Source organism: Mesorhizobium robiniae (assembly GCF_040545535.1).
In the GTDB taxonomy this organism is placed as follows: Bacteria; Pseudomonadota; Alphaproteobacteria; order Rhizobiales; family Rhizobiaceae; genus Mesorhizobium; species Mesorhizobium robiniae.
Window position 1 is genome coordinate 39,363 of the sequence record NZ_JBEPMC010000018.1, and the last position, 26,762, is coordinate 66,124.

A 26,762-nucleotide genomic window follows, 5' to 3' on the forward strand; every position below is an offset into this window, starting at 1 on the left:
AGATTCCTTTGTGCAGGTTGAGGTTCAGGCGATCGCCTCACGCAATGCCTTCACAGCGGTTTCCATAAATTCAGGTGCAATGACGTCAATACGAACGGCTACGAAGACTGTTCGTTGAAAGCGCGGCGCACCCTTGACCACATGCAGGTGGCCGGACTTGACGTGCGGTGCCACGGATTCGGCCAGGAAATAGCCCGAACCACCGCTAGCGAGGATGTGATCCATGGCCACCGCGGCGCTGCGGATCGTGAGTTTATGGCTGAAGACGCCCGGAAAATGCATGCTATGCTGCGCCCGGAACGTTTCCCCCCAATCCACGAAAACGTAGCCAGGAACGACCCCGCTCTCCACCGCGCGCGGTGTTGTCGAAACCATCACGAGTTCTTCGCTGATGAGCGGTTCGATGCGCGCCTCCGCGCAATGGCGCGGATCATAAAGCACGGCAATGTCGAGCAGTCCCGCTCGGAGTTTCTCCATAAGCGTATCCGAGCGCTCGGCGATGGCGCTCGCGACTCCATCCGGCAGGGCCTTGGCCATACGTTCCAGCCAGCCGGGCACCACGCGGGGCCAATGATTGTCTTCGACGCCGAGCGTGACGAAGGCATTCAGGCCCTCCGGCAGGGTTGCGACTTGCTGGCCGCGCTCCCAGGCCCGGACGATATTGATGGCGCTGGAGTGGAACTGATGCCCGCCGGTCGTCAAAGCCACTCCGTTACGCTTACGGTGAAACAGTTGGCGGTTTAGCCGGCGCTCGAGGGACTTGATTCGAGCGCTGATGGTCGACTGCGTGACGTTCAACTGATCGGCGGCGTGTTGGAAGCTGCCGGTGCTGCCAACCTCCAAGAATGCCCGAATGTGCTCAATATTCAACGCAAAGCCGTCCTCAAATCGAATTCTTCGATATGACTCGATAATTATATTCGTTTGCCACGTCAATGCGGGTGAGAAAGAGTGGATTGCGGGATCCAGTGATGACAGCGCCAACTGGAGACATGCCAAATTTGGGCGGGCTCCCCCGGAGGTCGAAGCGCCGGCTGCCCCTGAACGGAGACATCTATGCGGATTGCATTTATCGGGTTGGGCAATATGGGCGGGCCTATGGCCAGCAACTTGGCGCGCGGCGGCTACGAACTCGCGCTTTTCGACCTCGATTCAAATAAGGTCGATGCCGTCCGATCAACCGGAGCGGCAGCCGGCAACCAGGCGATCTCAGCGGCCACGACTGCAGCCGAGGCCGCCTCTGGCGCCGACATCGCGTTCACCTCCCTACCTAACCCAAAAATCATCGAGTCTGCGGCGCTCGGAGAGAAGGGCATTGTTGCCGCGTTGCCGAAAGGTGCGGTATGGATCGATCTCTCAACGAACAACCTCGAATGCGAGCGTCGCATCCGCGCGGCCGCCGATGCTTGCGGGATCGATTTCCTTGATGCTCCGGTCTCCGGCGGCATTGAAGGCGCCGCAGCCGGGACGCTGATGATCATGGTCGGTGGAGACGCCCAAGTCTTTGCCCGCTGCAAGCCAGTCCTCGACAAGATCGGCAACCGGGTCATGCACCTAGGGCCTCATGGAGCCGGCTACGTCGCCAAGATTGCACAGGTCGTGCTATGCTACCTCAACTCCGTGGCCCTCAGCGAGGCCCTCATGCTCGGGGTCAAAGGCGGGGTTCCCGCAGATACCATGCTGGGGATCATCCAGGGCAGTACCGGGGCGAGCTACGTCGCCAATCGATACGGCCCGGCGATTCTGGACGGCAGCTATGACCCGGGATTTGCACTCGGGCTTGCACACAAAGATATGGCCCTGACCCTGGAGCTCGCAGGATCTGTCGGCGCCACGCTGCCGATGTGCGAGCAGGTCGAGGCGGTCTACAAAAAAGCTGTCGACAAATACGGTTTCGATCAAAACCACCTCATGGCTGTGAAGCTCCTGGAAGAGCAGAACGGCACATTCCTTCGTTCCACCTGACACGATATAAGCGAAAGGATTACCAATGGCATACGAGATGAAAGCCGAGGACTTCAGCGTCCAGGGCGGCCACGCCAACATCTCCAAGGAAGAATGGGAAGCGCGAGTGGACCTTGCGGCCCTCTATCGCCTCGCCAACATGTACGGCTACGACGATCTGATCTGGAACCACATCACGATGCGGGTTCCAGGTACCGATCACCAGTTCCTCCTGAACCGCTTCGGCCTACTCTATAACGAGGTCACAGCGTCGAACCTGATCAAGGTCGACGAACAGGGCAAGGTTCTGTACGGCCCGCCGGACGTCAATACTGCGGGTTTCGTCATCCATTCAGCGATCCACAACACCCATCACGACATGAAAGTGGTCTTCCACAGCCACGCGCCCGCAGGCCTGGCCATCACAGCACTACAGGATGGCCTGGAATTCCTGACACAGGACGGCTCGATGCTTTGGGGCGACATCGGCTACCACGACTGGGAAGGCCTGTCGCTGACCCTTGAGGAGCGGGATCGTCTCGCCAAGAACATCGAAGGCAAGAAATGCCTGATCATGAAGAACCACGGGTTTCTCGCGGTTGGTGCCAACGCCGGCGAAGCCTTCATGAACCTATATTATACGGTCCGAGCGTGCCGAGTTCTGATCGATGCCTATTCTACCGGCCTCAAGCTCGACAAGAGCCGCGAAGACATCTGGCGGCTAGCACATCGGCAGTATGACGATTTCCCGCTCGGTAAATATGAATGGCCTGCGCTGTTGCGCCAATGCGACCGGGTCGATCCTTCTTACCGCTATTAAACTGACAGCTTGATCCTCGGCAGACACTGGCCGGGGTTCCTGTGGCAACATTTTTTCAACGCCCCGCACGGAGGTCGAACGACCCGCCGTCCCTTCCGTGCGGGCCGAATTCCTTCCAGCCGGGGGCACCCGAACCGATGACCATCCTGTTGAATAATCATGGCTACGACAATGAAAGCTGGCGGAGGGAACTCTGCCGCCAGCTTCCTGAATTGCCTGTCAAAGTGTTCGGTGAACCGATTGATCCCGATGAAGTCGTCTATGCGATGGTCTGGAACCACCCCGCAGGTGATCTTAACCGCTATCCGAATCTCAAGGCAATTTTCTCCCTCGGCGCCGGGGCCGAACATTTCGTGGCAGATACAAGCCTGCCTGACGTCCCGGTGATTCTCCTCGCCGACCCGGCCGTGGCCCGAGACATGGCGGCCCATGCCCTTTACTGGGTGCTGACGTTCCACCGGCGCTACGCGGACTACCGTTCCCAGCAGAAAGACCGGATCTGGCATCGTAAGCAGATCGTCCCTACGAAAGAGTTTCGCGCGGGGGTGTTCGGTTTGGGTCGCATCGGCACAGAAGTCGCCAGCCGCATCCGCGATTTTGGTTACGCCGTCAGCGGGTGGGACCGCAGCGCGCGACAGATCGAGGGGGTCGACTGCTTTTCCGGAACGGATACCCTGCGAGACTTCCTGAGTCGCATCGACGTCGTCATCAACGCCCTTCCGCTATCCCCGAAGACGCGGCACTTTCTCGATGAGAAGATATTCGCGGTCATGCCCCCGGGCAGCTTTTTTGTCAACATCAGCCGCGGCGCAGTCGTCCACGACGAGTCCCTGCTTGACGCGCTCGACCGCGGCCATCTCGCCGGCGCCGCGTTAGATGCATTTGCCCAGGAACCGCTCCCTCCCGAGCATCGCTATTGGACTCACCCCCAGGTGTACATCACGCCGCATATGTCGGGGGCCACATTTGCATCGAGCGCCGTAGCCGTGATCGCCACCAACGTGCGCCGTCTTGAGCGCGGACTTGAGGTCTTTCCGTTGTTCAACCGGGAAGCCGGCTATTGAACTTATCGGCATAATATCACGCCCTATTTTGGTGCAGATCCAAATCAGGGTGCGTATGGACGGTGCCAGGTTGTGCTGCCGTTGGCACGCCGAGAAATCTTCCGGCCGGAAGATTTCTGGCTTTGTGAGGCGCTATCTGATGTGCCTGGCGGAAACACCTCGAAAAGTGGGAGGCGGACACGAAGCCACAGGATACCGCGATTTCCAGAACGGGCATCGCCGACTGGGCAAGCAGGAGCTTCGCGTGTTCCAATCGCAATTCCCGGAAGTAGCGGCAGGGAGAGCGACCGATATCATTGCGGAAGAGGCGTTCCACCTGCCGCCGCGACAGCCCTGCAGCCGCCGCAAGGTCCGCCATGGTCAGCGGGGCTGCCAAATTCCTCTGCATCAATTCGATGAGTTTCACGACCGTGGGGTTGAGCCTGCCATGCTGACGCAGAAGCGGCAGCCGCTGGCGCTCCTCGCCTGTGCGCACACGGCCCGCAACGGCCAACTCCGCAACACTCACCGCGACAGGTTCGCCGCAATGATATTTCACAAGCTCGACCATCATATCGAAGGCTGCCGTGCCGCCGGCGCAACTCCAGATGTTGTTGTCGACCTCGTAGATGGTCGCCGCAGCCTCGACGCGCATGAACCGCTCGTTGAAGGCCGGCAATGCTTCCCAATGGACGGCGCACTTGCGGTCATTCAGCAGACCCGCTTTCGCCAAAGCAGCGACACCACTCCCGAATGCGCCCGTGTCAATGCGGCGCTGCCGGCATTCGCGCAACCATGCGCTCAGCACCTTGGTTTCAGGTCCTCCATCAGGCTCATCACCGAAGACCAGAGCCAGTACCGGGCGTTCAGGCTGCATCAAATACCTGCGCTCCTGTGCCAAGTCGGCGTCCGCCGTGAAAACGATGCCGCAGTTGGCCCTCACGGTTCCACCCAGGTGGGAAACAATACGCCAGCGAAAGGCTTCACGCCCGGCGACTTTATTGGTGAGGCGGAAGACGTCCAAGACGGACGACACGGCGAGAAGTTCGAATCCAGGTGCCAAGTAGAGGGCGACAGTAATCGGTTCAATGGCAGAAGCCGACGCCCAGGCGCCGTGGGACCAGTGATGGACCATGATCAGACTCTCCGCCTTGTTCTTCGAGCGACAGGCGAGAACCCGCCCGCGCCATAATCTGATCGAAGGGGCAAATCCACGAAAGGATAGTTGCGTCAACATGGCGGTATATTTGCGACACGGTGATTTCTTCACCAAAAATCAGGCTCAAAGGCCAGGGCGCGAGCCTGCCCCGTTATCCGTCGGGTTTCTCCTCCTCCACCGCTTTACACTTGGGGCGTTCGCAAATTTCGTAGACGTGCTGCGACTTGCTGCCGACGATGGGGACCGAAGCCGCCCAATCCACTGCCAATGGCGTGTCATATCGCCCGATATGTCGCCGATCCTGTCCAGCTGCGGCGTTGCGATTTCTCCCCATGAACGGATCGGAGATCTTCGCCGCTTTGACTACCTGGTGGTCGTTGGCGGGGTTCTCGAAGAGGAAAGCCTCCTTGTCGACACCCGGTTTGACAACCATTTGCGGGTCGCTGCCGAGGCTGGCGTGCCTCTCGTGGGGTTGTGTACCGGTTCGTTCATCTTGCACCGTGCCGGTCTGATGCACGGTTATAGGTGTTGCGTCAGCTGGTTCCACAATTCGGATTTCCTGCGACTTTTCGAGGGCCTTCAGGCCATTTCCGACCAGATTTTCGTTGTCGATCGAGACCGGCTGACCTGTTCGGGCGGCGCGAGCGCCGCGCATCTTGCAGCCTTCCTCGTCGACAGGCACCTCGGCAAAGCCCTGGCCTCCAAGAGTTTGCGGATTATGATGTTCAACGAGGCGGCAAAGGGTGAGACGGCGCAGCCGACCGGGCGCCTTGAGGTTGTCGTCCGGGACGAAATCCTGAAACGCGCAGTGCTGCTGATGCAGCACCACCTTGAGGTTCCGCTGACTATCGGCCGGATAGCCGACAAGCTCAACATAAGCAAACGACTGGTCGAGCGCCGCTTTCGATCGGAACTCCATACCTCGCCTCAGACGGTCTACACCCAGATACGGCTCGATCACGCTCGCCATCTTCTGCTGAGAACCGACAGGTCGATTTCAAGCATCGCCCTGGAATGCGGCTTCTGCGACGGTTCGCACCTGAGCCGCGTCTTTCGCCCTCGTTACTTGCGGACGCCTCAAGAGTTCAGGTCGCAGCAAGGAGAATCGCTGTCCCTGCATCGCGGCCAACGGCACGGCAATAAGGAACCGGCGTCGGGTAACGGGACCTAGTTTGGATTAAAATAACCTTTCAAACAGGATCGCTATTCCACGAATAATCGCAGTATAGCGCTAGATGCGCCATGATACGCGGCGGCGGTAGCATAGCACAAAATGCCGATGATCGATCTCACACGGGAAAAAATCGTTGTGGTGGTGCAATCAGCTTTTCCGGGGTCCAAAAAGCCCTGCCGGTAGGAGGTTCACCGGTAGGCCACCCCGCTTGGAACTGCGGCCCGCGTAGCTACCCGAAGTCGACAACCGAAGTTGCGAGCTCAAACTGCGGTGTCCACCCACTACATCTTTGGCAAGGTCAGCCGAAGGTCGAAATAATGTCATGCGGCAGATGAGTTTTTTGCGCAACTGTCGGGCCCGGCGCAAATGATAGCGTCTACACACTGAACCGCCCGAATGAAGACGCGTAGAAATGAAATCCTTGAGGCGTACCGGTCCGCCGAAGAATATACCCGGCCGGGGAGTGGCGCAAACTGGTGGATTACATGTGCAGTTGTACAAGCCCAATCGAGACCACCGAATCGGCGCTGGCTGCGTCGTCTCACGCGGAGCACCCCATGCACAAGAATTCCCTGGCAGCTACAGGCTTTCTGTGCCTGGGCGTTTTCATCTTCTCGCTGCAGGACGCGATTATGAAAGGGCTCTCGGACACGTATTCGGTCACCCAAGCGATAACGGTTCGATCAATTGTCGCATTGCCCATACTGGTGGTGTTGGTGCGCGCGACCGGGAGTATTCGGTTCCTTCTTTCAAAGCGTGCCGGGCTGCTGACCATTCGTGCAGTGATCCTCCTAGGCGCATACCTTTGCTACTATCTTTCAATCGCAGCGCTGCCTTTGGCCGATGCTATCGCGCTCTATGTTGTCGCTCCACTTATCATTGCAGGGCTCGGAATTCTTTTCCTCGGCGAGCGACCTCACCAGACCACCTTTATGGCTCTGGTGGTGGGTTTGATCGGCGTGATCATCACGTTGGAACCGGGTCTTGCGGCCTTCGAATGGGCATCTGCGTTAACCCTCTTGGCTGCAGCCCTCTACTCGTCGGCACAGATCCTGGCGAGGAAACTTGGCGACAGCGAGAGCGCCGCAGTTATCACATTCTATCAGAATTTGGCCTTCCTCATTGGCGCGCCCGTGTTGGCCGCGCTCGTGAGTTCGAGCGCCCTCAAAGATGCTGGTCACCCGAGTCTTGCCTTCCTTATGCGCCCATGGGTCTGGCCAACGCTCAACGATACGTTGCTGATGGCCGGCTGTGGCGTAATCGCATCTGCCGGAATGACATTGCTTGCGCAGGCTTACCGGCTTGCGCCAGCGGGGAACGTCGCCGTCTTCGAGTACAGCGCCATCCTATGGGTGCCATTGTGGGGGTTTCTGTTCTTCGACGAAGTGCCGAGATTCACCACCGTCGTGGGGGCAGCCCTGATCTGTGGAGCCGGATTGTTTGCACTGATTGGGCAGAGCTCCGCTAAGAACGCAGCTCAACCGACTTGATCTGGTTCTCCACGGATAATCGTCGGCTCCAGAAGTGTGCCAAACGCGGCACCCCATGGTTGGTAACGTTGGGGGAGAAGCCCTTGTTGAATGCGGTTGCTAATACGAGGGCGATCACACCGCCGGATATTCGTTCCCGGAAGGGTGGCACTCGTCTGCCTGACGGCCTATACTACGCCGATCGCAAAGCTCGTTGATCGGCAGTGACATTGTTCTCGTTGGCGACAGCGTCGGCATGGTACTCCACGGCTTGCCGTCGACGCTGGGCACGCTTGAGATGATGATCATGCACGGCTAGGCCGTGCGCCGTGGCCTCGAACAGGCGCTGTTGATCGTCGACATCCCATTCGGCTCCTACGAGGAAAGCCCCGAGCTGGCCTTCCGCAATGCTGCACGCGTCATGGCGGGAACCGGCTGCGCGGCGATCAAGCTCTAAGGCGCATTGCATCGCCTGAACTGCTCCCGGATGTTGGGCCGTTGCCTCATCTGATTTGCTCCCCGCAGTTTGGTGGCGGGAGCAAATCAGATGAGGCGGATAAGCATGGCGACGCGGGATGAGCTGGTGAAGGTGGTAGCAAAGCGCTACGCCCGAGGCGATCGGGCAGATAAGTCGCGCATTCTCGATGAATTTGCGGCGGTAAGCGGCTTTCACCGCAAGCATGCCATGCGGTTGCTGCGGAATGGACCACCGGCGCAGCGTTCGGGCCCGCGACCGGAGCGCCGGCTTTATGACGACGCGGTGCGCGAAGCGCTGATCGTGCTCTGGGAAGCTTCAGATCGCATCTGCGGCAAGCGTCTGAAGATGCTGATTCCGATTTTGGTGGAGGCGATGGAGCGTCACGGGCATCTGCATCTAACCGCCGAGATCCGCACTCGGCTATTGGCGATGAGCGCGGCCACGATCGACCGCGCGCTTCGCGAGGTTCGAGACATCGCTGGTGGGCCGAGACGCCGTCGCAGTACAGCGTCCACCGCGCTGCGGCGCAGCATTCCGATCCGAACCTTCTCCGATTGGCAGGATCCTCCGCCTGGATTCGTCGAGGCCGACCTGGTGGCGCACAGCGGACCGACGACGCGGGGAAGCTTCATACAGACGCTTTGTCTTACCGACGTCGCGAGCGGATGGACGGAATGCGCGCCCTTGCTGGTGCGTGAACAGAAGCTGTTGAGCGAGGTGCTGACGGTATTACGGCGGCTCCTGCCATTTCAGCTTCTCGGATTCGACACGGACAATGACAGCGTGTTCCTGAACGAGACGATACGCGACTACTGTCTGGATGCCGGCATCGAGTTCACCCGCTGCCGTCCTTACCGCAAGAATGACCAGGCCTTCGTCGAACAGAAGAACGGCGCCGTGGTGCGACGCATTGTCGGGTATCGCCGGCTGGAGGGGCTCGAAGCCGCTGCTGCCCTTGCACAGCTCTATTCGACGGTTCGGCTGTTCGTGAACTTCTTCCAACCCTCCTTCAAGCTGGCCGGAAAGGAACGGGACGGCGCCCGCGTGCGCAAGCGCTATCACCCTGCGGCAACACCTTGCCAGCGACTGCTGGCAGATCCAGGGCCAATCTGGAAACGAAGCGGAAAGCCCTGGAAAAGGTCGCCGTTCCAACCACACCCGGCGGCCAGCCACCTTGGAAGCGTGATGCAAGCCTGCTCGCCTGGCTCGACACACTCTGAAATAATGCGGAGGAACATGCACAAGAACCGCGAAAATCCGCCGATCAGGCCGTGCTCCTCCGCATTATGGGGACCTCGTGATTAGTAAAACGGGGCAAGACGGACGCCGCCGACGCCGAAGCGATCAGCGAAGCCGTCACCCGCAAGACCATGCGTTTCGTTCCGATCAAATCGGCTGATCAACAAGCGGCGGCCATGGTGCTGAGGACGCGCGCCCTTTTGATCCGCCAGCAAACTCAGGCGATCAACGCGCTTCGCGGGCATTTGTCGGAGTTGGGCGTTATTGCCGCCCTCGGCACGGCTAATGTGGCTGCGTTGATCGAGATCGTACGGGACGAGGAGGACGTTTGCCTGCCAAAAGCCGCTCGACTTGCTTTGGCTGAGATCGCCGATCAGATCGAGGCGCTGACGCGTCAAATCGACAAGCTCGAACGAGGGATCGTCGGCGAAGCGAAGCGCGATGAGGACATGCGACGGCTGACCACAATTCCGGGCGTCGGAGCGATCACGGCGGCTTCCGTCAAAGCGCTGGTCCCGGATCCCGGCGGGTTCAAATCCGGCCGTCACTTCGCCGCCCGGCTGGGACTGACGCCAAAGCCTCATTCGAGCGGCGGCAAGGAGCGGCTCGGCGGCATATCGAAAATGGGCAACCCGACGCTCCGCTCGCTGCTCGTTTGTGGCGCGACGTCTGTCTTGCAGCGCGTTAAGGGAAACGACAAAGCGCTGCGATGGCTAGTGACCCTTTTGGCGCGGCGGCCTTTCAAGGTCGTCGCGGTCGCGCTCGCCAACAAGATGGCGAGGATTATCTGGGCGCTGCTCACCAAGGGCGGGACATATCGAAATACTGGTGCGGCAAGCGGCGCAGCACGCGCCTGAGCCGAACGACGACCAGGACAGACTGGCCGGCGCGACGCCGGACAGAGGCGAGGTGCACAATTAGACGATGACCCACGGGACGAAATCCCGAGGCGAGAGAGGCCGGCGCGACAATGCGCTTACAGCGCGTCAGATTGATCAGCCCCTCGCATCGCGAATTTCATCGAGGCCAGCGGTCTAGACCGCGCTGAAAGGCCGGACATATGACCGCACCTATCCCGCTGGGTGAAATGTCTGAAAAAGCGCTTGCCCGCGTGGCCGTTCCACATATGTCGCGCTATAGCAACGCCCCGCTCCTTGATCAATCTCACCGCCTCAAGCTTGAACTCGCGGCTGAACTTCCTTCTCTCCATGGGAAAACTCCGGTTCCATCTTCAACACCTTAACTCGGTGTCCATGGAACCGGCAGCAGGCCAAACGACCTACTGCAACTCTCGCGCCCGTCCGGCACCATTCCCAGTTTCCCAAATCGAGTCGAAGTTGCGTAACATCACTTCCGCGACACTGAAGGTGTGCTTGCCTTGCCGCGAAGTCAGGCGAGCATCGATGTCTGGATAGATAAAAAAGGGCAGTGAAATCCGGTCAGTCGGACCACTGTGCACGACCTGGTGCGGAGTGCTCATGAAGCGGTCGTCGCTGAGGGTCTGAAGCATGTCGCCCAAATTGACTACGAGACTGTCGGGCAAGCTCGGCGCCGGGACCCAGCCGCCGCGAAACCACACCTGCAAGGAGCGCGTGGGGAGCTCCTCCTGCAGCAGCAGCGTGAAGAAGCCATTGTCGGTATGCTTTCCGGCCGTGCCGCCAGTAGACGGATATCGTATCACGCGCTGCAGGACCGTCGGCGGGCTGAAATGGCGTAGGAACCAGCTCTCTTCCATATCGAGCAGGTCGGCCAGCGCGATCCCAAGCTCCGGCACAACCTCGTTGACCACGGTAGCTTGCAAAGCAAGCAGGCTTCGAGCGAAACCAGGAGCCAGCGCGTCATCCGGAAAGCGTGTACAACCAGCAAACGGACGCCGGTCGCCTTCGTTCTCGATTCCGAGGTCGAACATTTCCTTTGGATCGGGACCAACTTCGGGATGTAGCACCTCGCCGTGCAACGGACTGTATCCACGGGCGGTAGTGGGGTACACGTTCTGGGCGGCGTGACCGTACCGTTCCTTTGTCGACTGTGGCAACGCGAAGAACCGCCGGGAAGCTTGTATCGCTTCTGAGATCTGTTCTTTCGGGATTCCGTGCTCAAGGTAGAAGAACCCGTACTCCTCGCAGGCCAGGCGTAGGCGCTCGCGCTCTTCGTGTCGCGTTGCATCGGCTGCCAGTTTCATCAGTGAGATTTGCGGTAGTGTGGTCATACCTGCTGCTCCGTTTCTGCGCGGGCCCTATCGGGCACTTTGAAAACCCAGTAATGCGCACCCTCCTCCGCGATGTATTTGGCGTCGTTTAGACACTGTACCGCCACAAGCACGCCCGCATCCTGAAGACGCCTTACCTCATTTTCAAAGGATGTAGCCTCCGCATAGCTCTTGCGGGTACTTACGATGATGAATCCGTTTGGGCGCGTAACGCGCGCGAGTTCGCGCAGTGCGTCCGGTCGGATGTGCCCGAGCGTGAAGACGCCGCAGCAGATGGTGATGTCATAGCTCGCGCTGGCGTGGTCGGAGAGCGGCCCGTTAAGGTCGACATCGCCTTGGACATGGCGGTAGACGCAGGTTTGCCGGGCCTTTTCCGCCATTTCCTCGGAGAGGTCGATCCCGTCAATCAACCGGAAGCCGAGGCGTTCCAGTTCCCCGCCGACAAGGCCCGTTCCGCACCCAGCGTCCAGGATTGCGGTGGCAGTTCGTTCGCTGGCTAAATACGCTGTCTGCACAGTGCCTGCCAATTCCGCAACAACCGTCGGCCCGCAGTATTCCTCGCAACCGACATCGAGATCATAGGAACTGGCCCATCCACCATAGAAGTGGGTCAAGCGATCGACGTCGCCGTCGAGAGCATGGGAAGCCTTGATGCGCTCTGCGGCTTCCTCAAGTGCGGTCTGTTGATCGAGGTTGTTCATCGCAGTTTCCTCCGTTTAGGGGCATATGAGATGCGGCAAAGTCGTCAGCGGCGGCGCAATGTCACCGACTCGATCCACAAGCTGCTCGTTGCCGTATTGCTGAGCATGGCTATCCGACCATGCGGAGGCGCCTACGCTCCAGGTGATAACGTCGTGGATCAGGGCATCGCTTAGGCCCATTCCGCGCCCAAGATCAAACGCCTCGTCAAGGATCAGGCGATTGACGTGGGTGAGCTCGCCGACCAGAGACTCAAGCAAGCGTATCTGGATGCCACTGAGCTGGACGTCGTCGGGCGGAAACACATGCTCGCGCTTCGGTTTGATGCGGCCAACGGGATCAGTCAGGAATTCCTGGTCTGGCGGATGCGAGGGGTCGGCACCGTACTTGGATGGCGCTCGATAGCCCGGCACTTGCAGCCGAACGCCGAAGACCACCTCCGCCAACTCCACAACTCTCAGATGGCTGTCGTATCGGTCGAACTTCCGTCCTGCCTCGCTATAGCGCTTTTCGACGGCGCGCCCGATCGGCAGTCCCACGTGCAGTTCGTCGGCCAGCTGAACGGTCAAGCCCATATCCTTCACCGTGATCTCCAGAGTGCAAGAGCGATCGTAGCTGCCATCCAGGAGAAACGGGACGAACTGCTCGATTGCAACGGAGTTCGCGGACGAGCCGACAAACTTGCGCCACGCCTGCTGCACTGGAATAACCTCTCGCACGCTTCGGCAGAGCGCGTGGCCGCTCGCAACGGCTGCAGCGTAAAAAAGCAGGTTCGTCAGTAATTTGACTGATTGGCCCTGACCTATGTCTCCGACATGGAAGGAGATGGCTCCCATGATTTGCAACACCGTCTCGCAACGCACATAGGCCTCCTTTGGCCCGCCGACGAAGAAGCTGACATTGGCAAAATCGACCCCCATGTGGGACAGGTTGCTTACGGGCGCTTCTAGCGAATCCACGCCAATTGCTGCGGCCCGACGGCCGATCTCGATCGTGTTGTGGTAGTCGGTGGTGGACGTATCAATCCATACGCTTCCCGGTGGCATTCCCGCCAAAGCGCCTTGCTCGCCCGTCATGTTGTCAAAGACGTCTTGTGGCAGCGGCAGGCAGGTGATGACAATGCCGCAATCGCGGGCCGCGTCGCGCGGTGCGTCATGCCAGCGGGCGCCGTTTTCCAGCACGTCTTTCGCAGCCGCAGGATCGATGTCGTAGACGTCCACATGATAGCCGGCTTGCAGGAGCTTGGCGATCATCGGTCGGCCCATGCTGCCAGTACCAATGAATCCGATGCGTTCGACGTTGCGGGAACGATCGGGGCGGACGCTGCTTACACTGCTTACACTGCTTACACTGCTTACAGCAGACATTTGACTTCCTTACCCGGCAAACGGGCTTTATGACACGACTATCTCGAATAGCGTTCGAATGCCTATTCGTAGGATACTTATATCGCCCTTTTATATGCCTATAACGAAAAAATCAATTTGGTTATTTATAAGACTACGTTTAACATCGTAACAATATTATCATATTTCGCAATTTAATTATAGATATTTGAAATAGGATAGACTTTAATAATAAATATAGATGATTTCTTTTCACATTCTTCGGGTAGTCGCTCGACAAGCATGAACCAAAACTCGTCGGAATTTCATGCCGATGTTTATCGGTTGACATTTCGGATAACATCTCAGCCGATCCGGTGCGGCCACCACACTTTGACAACCGACCGGCTTCCAAATCCACGATCATAGGGTCTTCACTAAGCGGATGGGCTTCAGAGCGAAAGTCGCGAGAGATAGACATGCAGCCAGGTGAAGCCAGCGTGCCTCAATGGGCAGTGCGGGGCCTCTCGGCCAATCCTGTTGTCAAGTTCGGCGGTCGGCGGGATCGCGTGGCTCATCTGCCCGTTGCACCGACGAAAGCCTCCATCGTCGCCGTCGAGAACGCCACGGTTCTTCGGACCACCGCATCCCGATTACCACGTCGAGGTCGACGGTGCCTTCTGCTCGGTTCCGCATCGGCTGATCGACCGAACCGTCCAGATCCGCCTCACCAACGCTTGTGCACCTTTCATGTGACTTGTTCGATCGGCGCCGCCAGCAACGGCCTCACGGCTGCTCGCTCGATCTCCTCGAATAGTTCCGCGAGAAGTTTGCCGACATGATGCATTAGCCGACTATAGGGGCGGGAAAAACCAGGTTGATGGCCCACCGTTCTCGATGGCCGCGAGCGGGTAAGATTTATCTCCCCTCGCGATGATCATTTCACAGCCCGCGTCCGTGGCAATCCTTGCTGCCATCAACTTTGTCACCATGCCACCCGAACTATGGCGAGCAAGGGAATGACCCGCCATGGCCTCTATCTCGGGAGTAATGCATCGAACCTGTGTCACCAGGCGGGCTGCGGGGTTGTCGTGTGGGTTTTCCGAGAAGAGGCCATCAACGTTGGAAAGCAGAACGACAACGTCGGCGTTTACCAGCTGCGCGACTCGTGCCGCTAGCCGATCATTGTCGCCAAAACAGATCTCCGCCGTTGCGGTCGTGTCGTTCTCGTTGATAATGGGTACAGCACCAACTTTGAGGAGTTGGTGAAGGGTTGAAGCCGCATTGAGGCGACGATGCTGATCGTCTATATCTTCGCGGGTCAATAGTATTTGCCCAACGCCAAAACCATGGCGCCTAAAACTCCGTTCATAGGCACACATGATTTGAACCTGACCCATAGCGGCGGCCGTTTTTTTCTCCTCAACTCGAAGAGATCTGTCCAGATGGTTGAAGTGACTTGAGCCGACCGCGACGGCACCAGAGGTGACGAGGATCACCTGCTGCCCGCGTGCGAAAAATCGGACGACATCCTCTATTAGCGTCTCAAGCCAAGGACCGCGTATCTCTCCCGTTTCTGCATCGCCGATCAGTGCTGAGCCAATCTTCACTATCAGCCGGCGAGCCGAAGCCAATCGGATCGAGCTTGTTGGCGCTGCCGTTGAACGTTGCTGCACTAGAAGTGAAGACACGTCTCTCCACTCTCACCTTTCCTGAGCGCCACAACCTCGGAGGTATAAGGGCGCACGAGACGCCCTTAATTTCAGATCGGCAGCCCAAACGAGCGCTTACTTCTTAGTCGGGACTCCAACAATCCCGCTTCGCCTTTCGTGATCAGAAGCGGTAGGTGACACCTGCGCCTATCAACCAGGGATCGAGCGCCGCCTTGCCCGTCAGCTTCGCGCCGTCTACCGTGACGTCGAAGTTTGGCTTCAGGAAAAGCTTCTTCACGTCGAAGTTGACGCCCCAGTGTTGATCCACCATGTAGTCGAATCCGACCTGCAGCGCGGTGCCGAACGTGTTCTTGACCTTGAGAGCATCGGCGCTGCCGGCATCCTGGTTATAGAAGATCGTGTAGTTCACGCCGGCACCGACATAGGGCTTGAAGGCGCCGAGATTGGTAAAATGATACTGCAATGTGAGCGTGGGCGGCAGCAGCCAAACCTTGCCGACCTTGCCCAGCCCGCCGATCGACCCTTGGCCGTCGATGTTGGCATAGGTCGTGCCCAGTATGAGTTCCGTGGCGATGTTGTCCGTGAAGAAATAGGAGATATCGAGTTCCGGTGTCAGGGTGTCCGAATAGGAAAGACCGGAATCGGGCACCGCATTGACGTAGCCCGAATCCTCAGTGATGACCCCCAACGCGCGCAGGCGGACCTGCCAAGGGCTTGGCGCTTCCGTGACCCAGTCTTCTGCCTGCTGGACGCTCGCGGCTTGTTCAAGGTCCGCGGCGACGGCCTGCTGTCCCACCATAATGAGGAGGGCCGCCGCCCGCGCCACGCCCATTCGCTTTTTCGCCATAATATTCTCTCCTTGCTCTTCAGAAATAATGCACTGCACTACGAGAAATCCTGCTCGAATTGCTTGAGACTGATGGAGCACTCATGTCTGCTCTGATTATTTGAGCCCTGCTCGCAATCATCTACCCGTGCTCACTTTTGTTGAAACGTTGCTTTGGCTGGGTCTCAGCCGCCTGTCGAAGGCAATCCGCCTGCCAGCCGATCGTACTGCGAAGGAAATTGTTGCCCAGAGCGGTGAATGCGGCCCGCTCCCGATGGTCCTTGCCGTGGCCGTGCCCGCTCGTGCTGGGTTCGTAGAAGTAAGCGGAATAGCCAAGAGCCTGCAGCTTTGCGGCCATCTTGCGCGCATGGCCCGGGTGGACGCGGTCGTCCCGCGTCGAGGTGGCGATCAGGATCGGCGGATAGGGCTCTCCCGGCATCGCGGCGTGATAGGCGGAGATTTCCTTCAGGAAGGTCCAATCCTCCGGCTTGTCGGGATCGCCATATTCGTCAATCCAGTTCGCGCCCGCTAAAAGCTTGGTGTAGCGGCGCATATCGACGAGCGGCATTGTGCAGAACAGCGCGCCGAAACGCTCGGGATAGCGGGTCAGCATATTGGCGATCAGGAGGCCGCCATTTGAGCCGCCCTCGGCGGCAATCCGCCTCGGCTGTGCAATGCCTCTTCGCACGAGGTCGGCAGCGATGGCGGCGAAGTCGTCATGGGCGAGACGTTTGCCCTGTCTTCGCCCGTCCTCGTGCCAACGGGTTCCAAACTCGCCACCCCCTCGGATGTTCGCCACCACGCACGTGCCGCCGCGTTCGAGCCACAGCTTGCCGATCAAGGAGTTGCAGTAGGGCAGGAGCGATGTGCCGAACCCGCCGTCGGTGGTGAGGTGAACCGGAGCGTCCCCGCTCCTGTTCGCCGGGCCGACCTGCGTATAGGGGATCATCTCACCATCGGTCGAGACTGCCTCGTGGCGCGTGACCACCAGCCCGGATGCGTCGAAATTCTGCGGGTTGCGCTTCAGGACCACTGGAGCGCCGAGAGGCGGCGCGGCATCGAGGTCGAATAGGAGAAGCTGCGGCGGTGTGATGGGATCCTGAGCCGAAACGAGGACCTCTCCATTGGTCTCGTGCTGTTCCGCATCGAGCGGGCACAGGTGAACAGTCCCTTCGGCGGGCACGGCGTCCAAGGCCTGGCGCGTCCATTGCTGCCGGCCGGGTATCCACATCTCGAAGCGCGGAACGAGGTTGACGAGGTAGGAGATGATGAGCTTCCCGTTATTCCAGAAGAATGACTGCAGGAAGCGCCTGGCGCCTGGTTCAAAAAGGGTAACAAAACTGCGCTCGCCGGCGATGAAAGAGGAGAGCGAGATGCCGACCAGCGCGTCCGCCCGATGGGGCGTCCCGCCCACCGTCCAGGATTTGCGCGGCTTTACCGCCAGCCAGTCGCTGAAGCCGTTCCACTTGGCGTCTCGAGGAAGGTCGACCTGCATCATCGGCCCGCTCCTGTCCCCGATTCGCACGGTCTCCTCGAAGAAGGCCGTCTGCTCGATGAACCAAAGGCGCTCGCTCTCGGCGGTGCGGTCCAGATGGCAGGACACGCCGAGGGATTCGGAACCGGTCTCAAAGATTACCGGCGCGGTGAGCGGATCCGCGCCTCGCTTCCACAGTCGCACGGTGCGCGCGTGGCCGGAGCGGGTGGCCATGCCGTAACCAAGCGCACTGGAAAGCAGAAGTGTGTCGGGGTCGAGCCAATTAACCCCGCCCTTGGCCTCCGCGAGGTTGAAACCGTCGGCGACAAAGCTAAGAGACGCCAGATCGAATTCGCGATGCACGACCGCGTCGCTGCCGCCGCGCGACAGGCGCAGAACGGCTCTTTCTCGTCTCTCCGGCTCAAGCGACGCGCCGCCCCAGATCCAGTCCTCTCGGTCGCTAGCGGCGAGGGCGTCCAGATCGAGCAGTAGCTCCCACTGGGGTTCCGCCTTCATGTAGCCGGCAAGGGTAGTCCGGCGCCACAGTCCACGCGGGTTTCGGGCATCTTGCCAGAAATTGTAGAGGTACTGACCGCGGCGGGTGATCAGGGGAATCCTGTCGGGATGGTCGAATATCGCCGTCAGGGCGTCGCGGTCGCGATCGAACTGCGTCCCACCGAAGTACCCCAGCGTCCTGGCCGACTGGCTGGCGGTCCAGGCAAGTGCCCGTTCGCCTTCTACATTTTCAAGCCAAAGATAGGGATCATCGTCGGGAGCATCCAGCGTTGGGCGGAAATCGAATGCGGTCATGTCCGGATAGCGCGATGAATGATGTCGACTGGAAAACAAGCTCAAGGTTCTCCCCCGGCTCGGGAGAGCTTTGTTTTCGCGGCGGCGACCGCATGTTCGGCGAGCGTGATCATGGATGAGTTCTCCCGGTCCGCGGCAATGCGTTTGGGGATAGCCAAGCATGTGTCGTGCCAAACAGGAAAATCATTTTAGAACAATGGGATGGCTCTGATACGCTATGTCTCATGTCCGACATTGTCGAAGACCCGACAACGAGTGAAGCCGTAAACGCCTGATTGGTCTCCTGTGCGAGCTCGGTGGGGCACCGCGGAAAACTCAAGCAGTTGAGCTCTCACTGCGAACTGGCAGAGTTTCGGATCGACATCGGCGACGGGGGCGATCGCCTGATTCTGAGACAAATCGCCAAGCCGCTGGTCGGGCTTTTTCAACGAGGGTCTTGAGGGTGAAGGATCTTGCAGCTCTTGCAACTGCCGACCTTGTTGGACAAGGCATATCGCGATCTGTCCAGCAAGAGACACAAGGTTCTGCACCGTCCGTTCATGAAGACATCGTGCTGGTCTCCATGAGAAGTCTTCTGGTGCAGAAGGTGCCCGATTAGCTATTCGGAAAAAGGCGACATCGACGTGCAAATCGGGTGCCGCCGTGAGGCGCCCCCTCAATGTCGGATTCTCGACAGGATCGCACATCCGCCAACCCATTGCTTTAATAAGATTTCCTTTCTCTGGCACGGCCCTTGCTTAGGATTCTCCGAAGGTTCAGCGAGACGCCGTCCATGATCATCCGCATAGAAAATGCCGTCGCCGCAGTGAAAACCGCGCTCTCGCCCGCCACCAAGCCGCCAAAAGGCCGGCGCGTCATGGTCGAGCGGGCGACTGCGCCGGCTTCAAACATCTAATGGGACTGGAAGGCGTCTCGCGTGACGGCGACCCGGTCTTCGAGGCGGGCGGAAAGGATGGACGTCGACACTCCCTAACCACGTCGCCGGCACGACCCGTCGATTGTGACCGGGCTGCAATGCTCGGAGTCTACATTCGACAATCCGATCCACGGGACAATTTCCGCAAATCCGGCCCGGACCAAGGCTCGAAAACGCTCGCGAGGGGGAGCCAATGGCTATGGCCGATATTCGCCACGAGCAAGCCGCTTGGTGGGAAAAATCAATAGGAGCAAGGCAAAGTGGAGTTCTCTTGCGTTGGAGTCGGTGCTGGGCCGTCTAATTTGAGTCTTGCATGTCAGATACACGAGCAAATCGGGCAAGGGGCGCTGTTCCTGGATCGGCAAGTCGACTTCCGTTGGCATCCAGGCATCGCTTTCGATTCCTCAGAGCTCCAGGTCAGCCACTTTAAGGATCTGGTCACGCTGGTGAATCCGCGATCAGCCTACACTTTCGTAAACTACCTGTACGAGAACGGGCGTCTGTACCACTTCCTGAACGCACAGTTCGGGGCCGTGTTCAGAGCTGAGTTCGAGCAATACTTGAACTGGGCCTTCCACAGGAACCCACTTGTTCGTGGCGGGGAGACCGTGCACGAAATCCGCTTTGACGGCGAGTTCCGGGTGCGGACGGAAAACGCGGTTCTTGGCGCCAGAAACCTCGTGGTCGGCATTGGCAAGCAGGCGAGAATTCCGCCTCAGTTTGAGGGCTGGACTGGACGCAACCTGTTCCACTCATCTGTCGTCCTGCACATCGATCTTGACGTGCGGAGGAAGCATGTCTGCGTGGTTGGCGGAGGCCAGTCGGGGGCCGAGGTGATGTTGCACCTTGTCGGCCTGCCGAAAGAACGGCGGCCTCGATCGATCACTTGGGTCTCGCAGCGTGAAAACTACCTGCCCCTCGACAACAGCCCGTTCACAAACGAGTTGTTCATGCCCTGCTTTTCGGATCGTTTCGCCAAGATGAGCCAGTTGCAGCGCAAGCTGTTCCTGGAGCGTTTCGTACTCGCCTCGGACGGCATTTCGGAAAGCACGTTGCGTGCTATCTATCAGGCGCTGTACCGCCACGCATTTCTCGAGCCAAACCCATGCGACATCACACTGCGGCCAGGTTGCAACGTTTCGCGCTGCATCAACGCTGGCGCGGGTCACAGGCTGACCCTGCAGCGCGCCAGGCACTATGTCGGAGACGTCATGGCCGATATCGTCATCTTGGCCACCGGTTACCAGAACGCGGTGCCAGACTTCTTGGAACCGATCGCGGACCGGCTGGAGCAGGTCGACAATGAATTGGCCATTGGCGAAGATTTTTCGGTGCACTGGGACGGGCCGCCAGACAGTCGCATCTTCATACAAAACGCGAGCCTCGGGCAGCGCGGACTGGCTGATCCGAATCTAAGCCTGCTCGCCTGGCGAGCGCGTCGCATCCTCGACAGCCTTCTCGGGCGCGCGCCGCGCGCCACCCCCGAGCATCGCGGCTTCATCAGCCCTACTTCCATCGAGAGTTGGTCCGACCCGTTGGCCGAAGAAATGGGCAGCGGGATATGACTCGGCGACTACTGATCATCGGCGGTAGCATCCAAGGAATGATGTCCACCTTCACTGCGGGGAAGGTGGGAGCCTTCTGCGAAATCATCGTGACGGGAGACGGGCCACATGGACCATATCAGATTTGGGAAGGCGGTGTTCAGTGAGCCGGATCCGGACGATTTGGACGTTGCCCTGCCGGCAGCAGAGGGAACGAGTGTAGACACGCTACGGCAACGGCTACGCCGCCGGTACAGGCTTGGACAGAACCGGAAGATCCCGGGCATTCGCCTTGACCTCTCCGGGATCGGGGCAGTTGGCCGAAGTGCAAGTGAGTCACGATCGGAAGGCTCTGGTTCAAATTCAGCCCCAGAGACCCGACAACGCACAACCCGCGTTCACGATCGCGCAGGCTTCCAACCGACCCGCGCAAACAACAGCCCGGCGCCTTAAGATAATCGGCGAGTGCCGCCAAATCGCTCGCAAGCGTTTCCTCCGTTACATGCGCGCCGTTTCGCTGGCAATGCGGACGATAGTCTCGTCTTGAGATACATCCAGCCAAGATAGTATTTCAGGATTGCGTTTTTGCTCCGGTTGCCGAGCCGTTCGTCCGCTCCCATCGAGGACGTTCCTGCATTCGGAGGTGGCTCGTTCGATAACCGGGTCTGCGAATCCGCAAAAAGATGCGTCAGATGCCGCCCAGGCAGAGATATTTCATTTCGAGGTAATCCACGAGCCCGTGGCGGGAACCCTCCCGTCCGATGCCGGACTGTTTTATCCCACCGAACGGCGCTGCTTCCGACGACATCCGTCCCGTGTTGATGCCCACCATGCCGTACTCCAAGGCCTCGGCCACGCGCCAGACACGCTTCAGGTTTGACGCATAAAAATAAGCGGCGAGGCCGTAGATCGTGTCGTTGGCCTCACGCACGACCTGATCCGCATCCTCGAAGCGAATGATTGGAGCCAAGGGCCCGAATGTCTCTTCTTGCGCCACTATCATTTCGCTGGAGATCTCGGTGAGGACCGTCGGTTGGAAAAACGTGCCTTCCTTGCCGATGTGTTTGCCCCCGCATCGAATTACACCGCCTTTTGCGACGGAATCGGCAATATGGGATTGGATCTTGACCAAAGCATGCTTGTCGATGAGCGGGCCGATGTCGACCGCGGGAGCGAAGCCATCCCCAACCGATAAGTGGCGGACTTTCTCCACGAATTTCTCGACGAACTCGTCGTGAACGCTTGACTGGACGTAAAGGCGGTTCGCCGAAACGCAGGTCTGTCCGGCATTGCGGAACTTCGCCTGGATCGCCCCGTCAACCGCGGCGTCGATATCGGCATCGTCGAAGATGATGAAAGGTGCATTGCCGCCGAGCTCGAGGCTGACCTTCTTGATTTGGTCCGAGCACTGGCGCATCAGCAGCCGGCCAACCTCGGTTGAGCCGGTGAAGCTGATCTTACGGACCTTGGGATTGGTGCACAGTTCACGGCCGACAGCATCGCCTTCGGACGCATAGATCAGGTTGACGACGCCTTCGGGAAAGCCAGCCTGATGCGCTAGGGCGAACATTGCGCCAGCTACGAGCGGCGTCTGTTCAGCGGGCTTGAGGACGATTGTGCAGCCCGCCGCCAAGGCCGGCGAAATCTTGCGCGCCACCATGGAGGCCGGGAAATTCCACGGTGTTATCGTGCCAACGACGCCGACCGGCTGCTTGATCACCAGCATCCGGCGGTCCGTCGACGGCGCCGAGATCGTCTCGCCGTAGATGCGATTGGCCTCTTCGGCGTACCATTGCAGATACGCGGCCGCATGCGAGACCTCCGATTTGGCTTCGGCAAGCGGCTTGCCCATCTCCGCGGTGAGAATCGCAGCAAGGTCATCGGCGTGGTCGATAATCAGCTGATGCCAGCGCCAGAGCATGTCGCTGCGCTCGCGTGCGGTCAATGCCGCCCATTCAGCCTGTGCGACATAGGCCATGTCGATTGCAGCGCGCGTCTCCTCGACACCCATGTCCGGAAGTTCTGCCAGCAATTCGCCGGTCGACGGGTTAAAGACCTTGAAGGTCCGCTCGCCAACAGGTGTGCCAAGTGCCGGCATGCGGTCGATGGCGCCAAACAGGTCGGGGGATTTCAGGTGGCGGATCATCGGCAGGCACAGGGGCAATACCGGATTCCTCCTCAACGCAGCGAATATCCATGTCGGCAGAATGTGGGGTGTATTCTGCAGGTGCGGCTTTCTTATAGGGCCTCGGCCAGACGGCTGGTAGACCACGGTACTCAACGGGAAAGGGAAAGGACTTCGAATTCTCTGGTCGATGGCTCGCGGTTCTCACTGAGGCGAAAACTGGACAATCGGTCGTCGGCTTCGCCAGCCGCACGCGGTGCACGCTGGTGGCCTGCGCCTACAATTGCAGACAATCCTCCGGCGTCCACCATCCGCTCGAAAAGCTGGGTGAGGAGGAGCGGCACAATCAGGCGAGAGTCGACCGCCTGAACCGGGCAAATGCCTCACAAGGTCCCCGAGAACTGCTCCGCGGGCCTCTAACCGAAACGGACTTCGCTCCATGCGAAAAGGCCCACAAGGGGAGAAGGTAAGCACCGGGTTCCTGGGCCTATCCTTTGCCCCCCAGCGACGGGCCGACGACCATAATAGAAGGCTCGGCCGAAAGCAGCTTCTTCGCCGCTGCCTTGACCTGGCCGAGCGTCACCTGATCGATGAGGGCTGGGCGGCGCTGGATGTAGTCGATGCCGAGATTGTCGATCTGCATATCGACCAGGGTGGCTGCAATCGAGCTGGAGGAATCCAGACGGGAGATGGCATAGGCGCCGATCAGATATTTCTTGCTCGCCTCGAGCTCGGCTTCGGTCGGGCCCTCTTCCACCATCTTCTTCACCACGTCGCGCACAATGCCGAGGGTCTCGGAGGCGCGGTCCGAGCGCGTCGCGGTGCTGATGATCAGCGCGTTGGAATGCTCTTGGTCGACCAGGTTGGAAGCCACACTGTAGGCAAGGCCGCGCTTTTCCCGCACCTCGTCATACAGGCGTGAGGTGAAGGGCAATCCGCCGAGGATTTCGTTCATCAGCACTGCGGCGAAGAATTGTGGCTCGCTGCGCGCGACGCCTGGAAAAACCAATTGCAGCGAGGTCTGTGGAAGGTCGTAGTTCACCTCCACCTGCTGTCCGAGTTCTGCAGCGACATCGGCGATGGGAAAAAGCGTCTTCTTTTCGCGCAAATCGCCGAACAGCTGGTCGAGCTTGTTACTGAGCGTCTTCGCGTCGATGTCCCCGACCACGGCAACACGGAGCCCGTCGCGAGCGAAAATGGCCTTGTGGAAGGCGCTGAGATCGGCCGGCGTGATGCCGGCGAGGCTCACTTTGGTACCTTTGTCCGGCCTTGAATACGGATGCGTGCCGTAGAGTGCGCGCCGCCATTTGCCCTGTGCGATCGTCTTGGGATCGCGTTCCTTGGCGATGATGTCGGAGAAGACCTGGGCGCGGATGCGCTCGAACGCCTCCTGGTCGAAGCGCGGCCTGTTGACCGCGAGCCTGAGCAGATCGAAAGCGGCATCCTGGTGTTGAGAAAGCATGCGCATCGACCCATTGATGCAGTCGCGCTGCGCGATGAAGCTCATGTGGGCGCCCGCATCGTCGAGCTCCACCTGAAAAGCATCGCTGTCGAGATCGCCAGCCCCCTCTGCGAACAGGCCGGTCATCAGATAAGCGAGCCCCTCCTTGCCGATCGGGTCCTGGGTGGTGCCGCCCTCGAAGACAAAGTGGATGGTGACGATCGGCACCGTATGGTCTTCCACCAGCCAGGCCTTTATGCCCTTTCCAGATTTTACCTCCTGGATGTCCATCGCCGCATGGGCGGTGAGCGCCTGCTGGATGAGGAAGAAAATGGCGAGGAGAAGGATGGCCAGCGGCATGGCGAGGCGCGCAGCCTTGCCTTCTCCTGCAAGCGGAGAAGACAAGACGTGTGCGAAGGCGCCGCGGTGTTGGTTCGTCATCATATCAATTCTCCGTCTCGGGAAAGAGATAGCCGGTGGTCGAATGGTCGAACACCAGATAGCGGGCGGCAACCGCTTTGACCTGATCGGCAGTGATCTTGCGGATGCGGTCCGGCCACTCCACGACGTCTTGCACGTTGCCGCCGGTGGCAAGGGTGGAGCCAAACATGTTGGCGATGTGGTCCTGCTTGTCACGGGCGAAAATCATCGAGCGGACAAAGCGGTCTTTGGCCTTTTCCAGCTCGTCGCTGGTGACGCCGTCCCTGGCGATCCGGGCGACTTCGGCATCGGCAGCCGCTTCGAGATCGACCAGCTTTGCATCTCCGCGCGGCGAGCCACGGATGGTGAAGTAGGTGGCGTCCAGCATGGTGCCCCGGAACCAGGCGTTGGCCTCGGTGGCAATACCCTGTTTCACCACCAGTTCCTGATAGAGCCGGCTGCGGTTGCCGCCCCCGAGGATCTCAGCTAGAAGGTCCAGCGCCTCGGCCTCGCCGGGCTCGGCCGTGCGATAGGAAGGCACCACCCAGTACGTCGAAAAGCTGGGCACCGCAACGCGGGCATCGCTCAGCGTCACCACGCGCTTGGTGTTCTGCTCCGGCTCGACTGGGCGAATGCGCGGCGGCAGGTCCGGTCCGCGCGCCACCTTGCCATAGGTCTTCTCGGCCAGCGCCTTGACCGTCTCCGGTTCGACATCGCCGGCCACGATCAGCACCGCGTTGTTGGGCCGGTAATAATTGTCATAGAAGGCCTCCGCGTCGGCGCGGTTCAACTTCTCCATCTCCTGCATCCAGCCAAGCACCGGTATGCGGTAGGGCTGGTTCTGCCACAGCGTCGCGACGACCTCCTCGTCCAGCACTGCGTGCGGGTTGGTGTCGATGCTCCGACGGCGCTCTTCCAAGATTACGTCCCGCTCCGTCTTGACGACGTCGTCGGTAAGGATGAGGTTGCGCATCCGGTCGGCCTCGAAGCCCATCATCTGTTCGAGGGCCAAGGGCGCTACCGTCTCGTTGAAAGCGGTGTAGTCGTATGAGGTGAAGGCGTTTTGGTAGCCTCCGATGTTGGCCACGGCGCGGTCGAACTCGTCGGCGGCGTGGTTGCTTGTGGCCTTGAACATCAGATGTTCGAAGAAATGCGCGATGCCGGATTTGCCGGGTGGCTCGTCGGCGCTGCCGATCTTGTACCATACCATATGGGTGACGACCGGCGCACGGTGATCGGGGATGACGACCACCTCCATGCCGTTGTCGAGCAGGAAATCCGCCACCTTGCCGTCATCCTTAGCGGCCGCAGCCGTAGCGGTCGTCGCGAGGACCAAAGCGGTTGCAACGAATGCTCTGCGCAGCCAGTGCGACCGAAGTTTGATCGGCGGCACCAGTTGTATTGGCTGGTTGAAAGGCAAGGTTCGAGGCAAATGTTGCACATCTCGAACGCGCCGCGTCCACCTCTCCCCCCGTGGACGGATCGGCGGGCAGCGCCGAGCCAGAGGAGGAGCAACCGCCTTCATGGTACCGGGCCTTACTCGAGCCCCATCTTCGGATGGACCCGGGAGACCGGTGTTTCTTGGTGGGGCGATCATTGGACGGCTTCTCCTTGATCCGTGACGCATGTGCGCATGACCACGCAGGTACCGTGCCAGATCAGAAAACCGTTCGGCGCAGGTGATAGTTGGGCACCGCCATGTCGCGTAGCCGACATTGTCGCACGTGGGACACCGCCGACGACGCGCTTGTGGCTTGGGACGAAATCGTCCTCGCTCACAAGAACAATTGAGCGCGCTGCGTTGGGGGATGGGATGCGCCACGAACTGGCCGGCACTCAGAGGGTTTAGAATGGAGAGTTCGGTGGTCGCCCGCGGAACGCTGTCCTTGATAAGCAGGTCAGGGTCGATGCTGAACGCGAGAGGCGTCAGGAGCGTGGCGGGCTCAAGCGCCCGGAGTCGGCTCGCACGCGCAG

General features: G+C 59.6%; 18 protein-coding genes and 4 pseudogenes. 11 read left to right on the top strand and 11 right to left on the bottom strand.

Annotated elements, in window-relative coordinates; all coding sequences use genetic code 11:
- Positions 1 to 24: 24 nt before the first annotated feature.
- Complete coding sequence (locus ABID19_RS32040; RefSeq protein WP_263807128.1) at positions 25 to 870, bottom strand: LysR family transcriptional regulator; 846 nt, start codon at positions 868 to 870, stop codon at positions 25 to 27.
- Positions 871 to 1,056: 186 nt separating this feature from the next.
- Here ABID19_RS32040 and ABID19_RS32045 point away from each other — a divergent pair, with 186 nt between their 5' ends.
- From ABID19_RS32045 to ABID19_RS32055, 3 genes are all read left to right on the top strand, one after another.
- Entirely contained in the window at positions 1,057 to 1,965 is a 909-nt protein-coding gene (locus ABID19_RS32045) for an NAD(P)-dependent oxidoreductase (protein ID WP_263807129.1), read from the top strand.
- A gap of 25 nt (positions 1,966 to 1,990) precedes the next feature.
- Positions 1,991 to 2,764, top strand: a complete 774-nt coding sequence (locus ABID19_RS32050; RefSeq protein WP_263807130.1) for a class II aldolase/adducin family protein — start codon at positions 1,991 to 1,993, stop codon at positions 2,762 to 2,764.
- A 137-nt stretch (positions 2,765 to 2,901) separates the two neighbouring features.
- Positions 2,902 to 3,828, top strand: coding sequence for a 2-hydroxyacid dehydrogenase (locus tag ABID19_RS32055; RefSeq protein WP_263807131.1), 927 nt, complete (start codon positions 2,902 to 2,904; stop codon positions 3,826 to 3,828).
- A 16-nt stretch (positions 3,829 to 3,844) separates the two neighbouring features.
- On the opposite strand, the gene ABID19_RS32060 is transcribed toward ABID19_RS32055, so the two are convergent.
- Positions 3,845 to 4,942, bottom strand: coding sequence for a GlxA family transcriptional regulator (locus tag ABID19_RS32060; RefSeq protein WP_263807132.1), 1,098 nt, complete (start codon positions 4,940 to 4,942; stop codon positions 3,845 to 3,847).
- A gap of 313 nt (positions 4,943 to 5,255) precedes the next feature.
- On the opposite strand from ABID19_RS32060, the gene ABID19_RS32065 reads away from it, so the two are divergent.
- From ABID19_RS32065 to ABID19_RS32085, 5 genes and pseudogenes are all read left to right on the top strand, one after another.
- Positions 5,256 to 6,137 (top strand): GlxA family transcriptional regulator, encoded by an 882-nt coding sequence (locus tag ABID19_RS32065; RefSeq protein WP_318528306.1) that lies wholly within the window; start codon positions 5,256 to 5,258, stop codon positions 6,135 to 6,137.
- A gap of 560 nt (positions 6,138 to 6,697) precedes the next feature.
- The gene (locus tag ABID19_RS32070; protein ID WP_263807133.1) at positions 6,698 to 7,630 is read left to right on the top strand and encodes a DMT family transporter; all 933 of its coding nucleotides are present in this window, start codon (positions 6,698 to 6,700) and stop codon (positions 7,628 to 7,630) included.
- Positions 7,631 to 7,716: 86 nt separating this feature from the next.
- A pseudogene (locus ABID19_RS32075) lies at positions 7,717 to 8,063 on the top strand (3-methyl-2-oxobutanoate hydroxymethyltransferase); the annotation flags it as partial.
- A gap of 93 nt (positions 8,064 to 8,156) precedes the next feature.
- Positions 8,157 to 9,185: pseudogene (locus tag ABID19_RS32080) on the top strand (integrase catalytic domain-containing protein); the annotation flags it as partial.
- A 206-nt stretch (positions 9,186 to 9,391) separates the two neighbouring features.
- A pseudogene (locus ABID19_RS32085) lies at positions 9,392 to 10,183 on the top strand (IS110 family RNA-guided transposase); the annotation flags it as partial.
- Positions 10,184 to 10,605: 422 nt separating this feature from the next.
- Here ABID19_RS32085 and ABID19_RS32090 read toward each other — a convergent pair.
- Genes ABID19_RS32090 through ABID19_RS32100 form a run of 3 tightly spaced genes read right to left on the bottom strand, consistent with a single transcriptional unit; the run spans position 10,606 to position 13,523 of the window.
- Positions 10,606 to 11,535 (bottom strand): 2-oxoglutarate and iron-dependent oxygenase domain-containing protein, encoded by a 930-nt coding sequence (locus tag ABID19_RS32090; RefSeq protein WP_263806993.1) that lies wholly within the window; start codon positions 11,533 to 11,535, stop codon positions 10,606 to 10,608.
- Positions 11,532 to 12,236, bottom strand: coding sequence for a class I SAM-dependent DNA methyltransferase (locus ABID19_RS32095; protein WP_263806994.1), 705 nt, complete (start codon positions 12,234 to 12,236; stop codon positions 11,532 to 11,534). The genes ABID19_RS32090 and ABID19_RS32095 overlap by 4 nt, the downstream gene beginning before the upstream one ends.
- Before the next feature lie 15 nt (positions 12,237 to 12,251).
- The gene (locus tag ABID19_RS32100) at positions 12,252 to 13,523 is read right to left on the bottom strand and encodes an NAD(P)-dependent oxidoreductase (RefSeq protein ID WP_263807034.1); all 1,272 of its coding nucleotides are present in this window, start codon (positions 13,521 to 13,523) and stop codon (positions 12,252 to 12,254) included.
- Positions 13,524 to 14,204: 681 nt separating this feature from the next.
- Between ABID19_RS32100 and ABID19_RS34400 the strand changes: the two are divergent.
- Positions 14,205 to 14,294, top strand: a pseudogene (locus ABID19_RS34400) (Mu transposase domain-containing protein); the annotation flags it as partial.
- Positions 14,295 to 14,413: 119 nt separating this feature from the next.
- Here the strand turns inward: ABID19_RS34400 and proB are convergent.
- The 3 genes from proB to ABID19_RS32115 all read right to left on the bottom strand — a co-directional run bounded on the left by proB (position 14,414) and on the right by ABID19_RS32115 (position 18,342).
- Positions 14,414 to 15,250: a glutamate 5-kinase gene (proB, locus tag ABID19_RS32105; RefSeq protein ID WP_263806995.1), complete on the bottom strand. Its 837-nt coding sequence runs from the start codon at positions 15,248 to 15,250 to the stop codon at positions 14,414 to 14,416.
- 142 nt (positions 15,251 to 15,392) lie between these two features.
- On the bottom strand, positions 15,393 to 16,079 hold the full coding sequence (locus tag ABID19_RS32110) for an OmpW/AlkL family protein (RefSeq protein ID WP_412177313.1): 687 nt from the start codon (positions 16,077 to 16,079) through the stop codon (positions 15,393 to 15,395).
- A gap of 121 nt (positions 16,080 to 16,200) precedes the next feature.
- Positions 16,201 to 18,342, bottom strand: a complete 2,142-nt coding sequence (locus ABID19_RS32115) for a prolyl oligopeptidase family serine peptidase (RefSeq protein ID WP_263806997.1) — start codon at positions 18,340 to 18,342, stop codon at positions 16,201 to 16,203.
- 772 nt (positions 18,343 to 19,114) lie between these two features.
- Between ABID19_RS32115 and ABID19_RS32120 the strand changes: the two genes are divergently transcribed.
- On the top strand, positions 19,115 to 19,237 hold the full coding sequence (locus ABID19_RS32120) for a hypothetical protein (protein ID WP_263806998.1): 123 nt from the start codon (positions 19,115 to 19,117) through the stop codon (positions 19,235 to 19,237).
- A 281-nt stretch (positions 19,238 to 19,518) separates the two neighbouring features.
- Entirely contained in the window at positions 19,519 to 20,823 is a 1,305-nt protein-coding gene (locus ABID19_RS32125; protein ID WP_263806999.1) for a lysine N(6)-hydroxylase/L-ornithine N(5)-oxygenase family protein, read from the top strand.
- Between the two features lie 667 nt (positions 20,824 to 21,490).
- Here the strand turns inward: ABID19_RS32125 and ABID19_RS32130 are convergent.
- The 3 genes from ABID19_RS32130 to ABID19_RS32140 form a co-directional block, all read right to left on the bottom strand.
- The gene (locus tag ABID19_RS32130) at positions 21,491 to 22,900 is read right to left on the bottom strand and encodes an NAD-dependent succinate-semialdehyde dehydrogenase (RefSeq protein ID WP_263807035.1); all 1,410 of its coding nucleotides are present in this window, start codon (positions 22,898 to 22,900) and stop codon (positions 21,491 to 21,493) included.
- Between the two features lie 514 nt (positions 22,901 to 23,414).
- Complete coding sequence (locus ABID19_RS32135; protein WP_263807000.1) at positions 23,415 to 24,812, bottom strand: M16 family metallopeptidase; 1,398 nt, start codon at positions 24,810 to 24,812, stop codon at positions 23,415 to 23,417.
- A gap of 1 nt (position 24,813) precedes the next feature.
- Positions 24,814 to 26,124 (bottom strand): M16 family metallopeptidase, encoded by a 1,311-nt coding sequence (locus tag ABID19_RS32140; RefSeq protein ID WP_435528785.1) that lies wholly within the window; start codon positions 26,122 to 26,124, stop codon positions 24,814 to 24,816.
- Between the last annotated feature and the right edge of the window lie 638 nt (positions 26,125 to 26,762).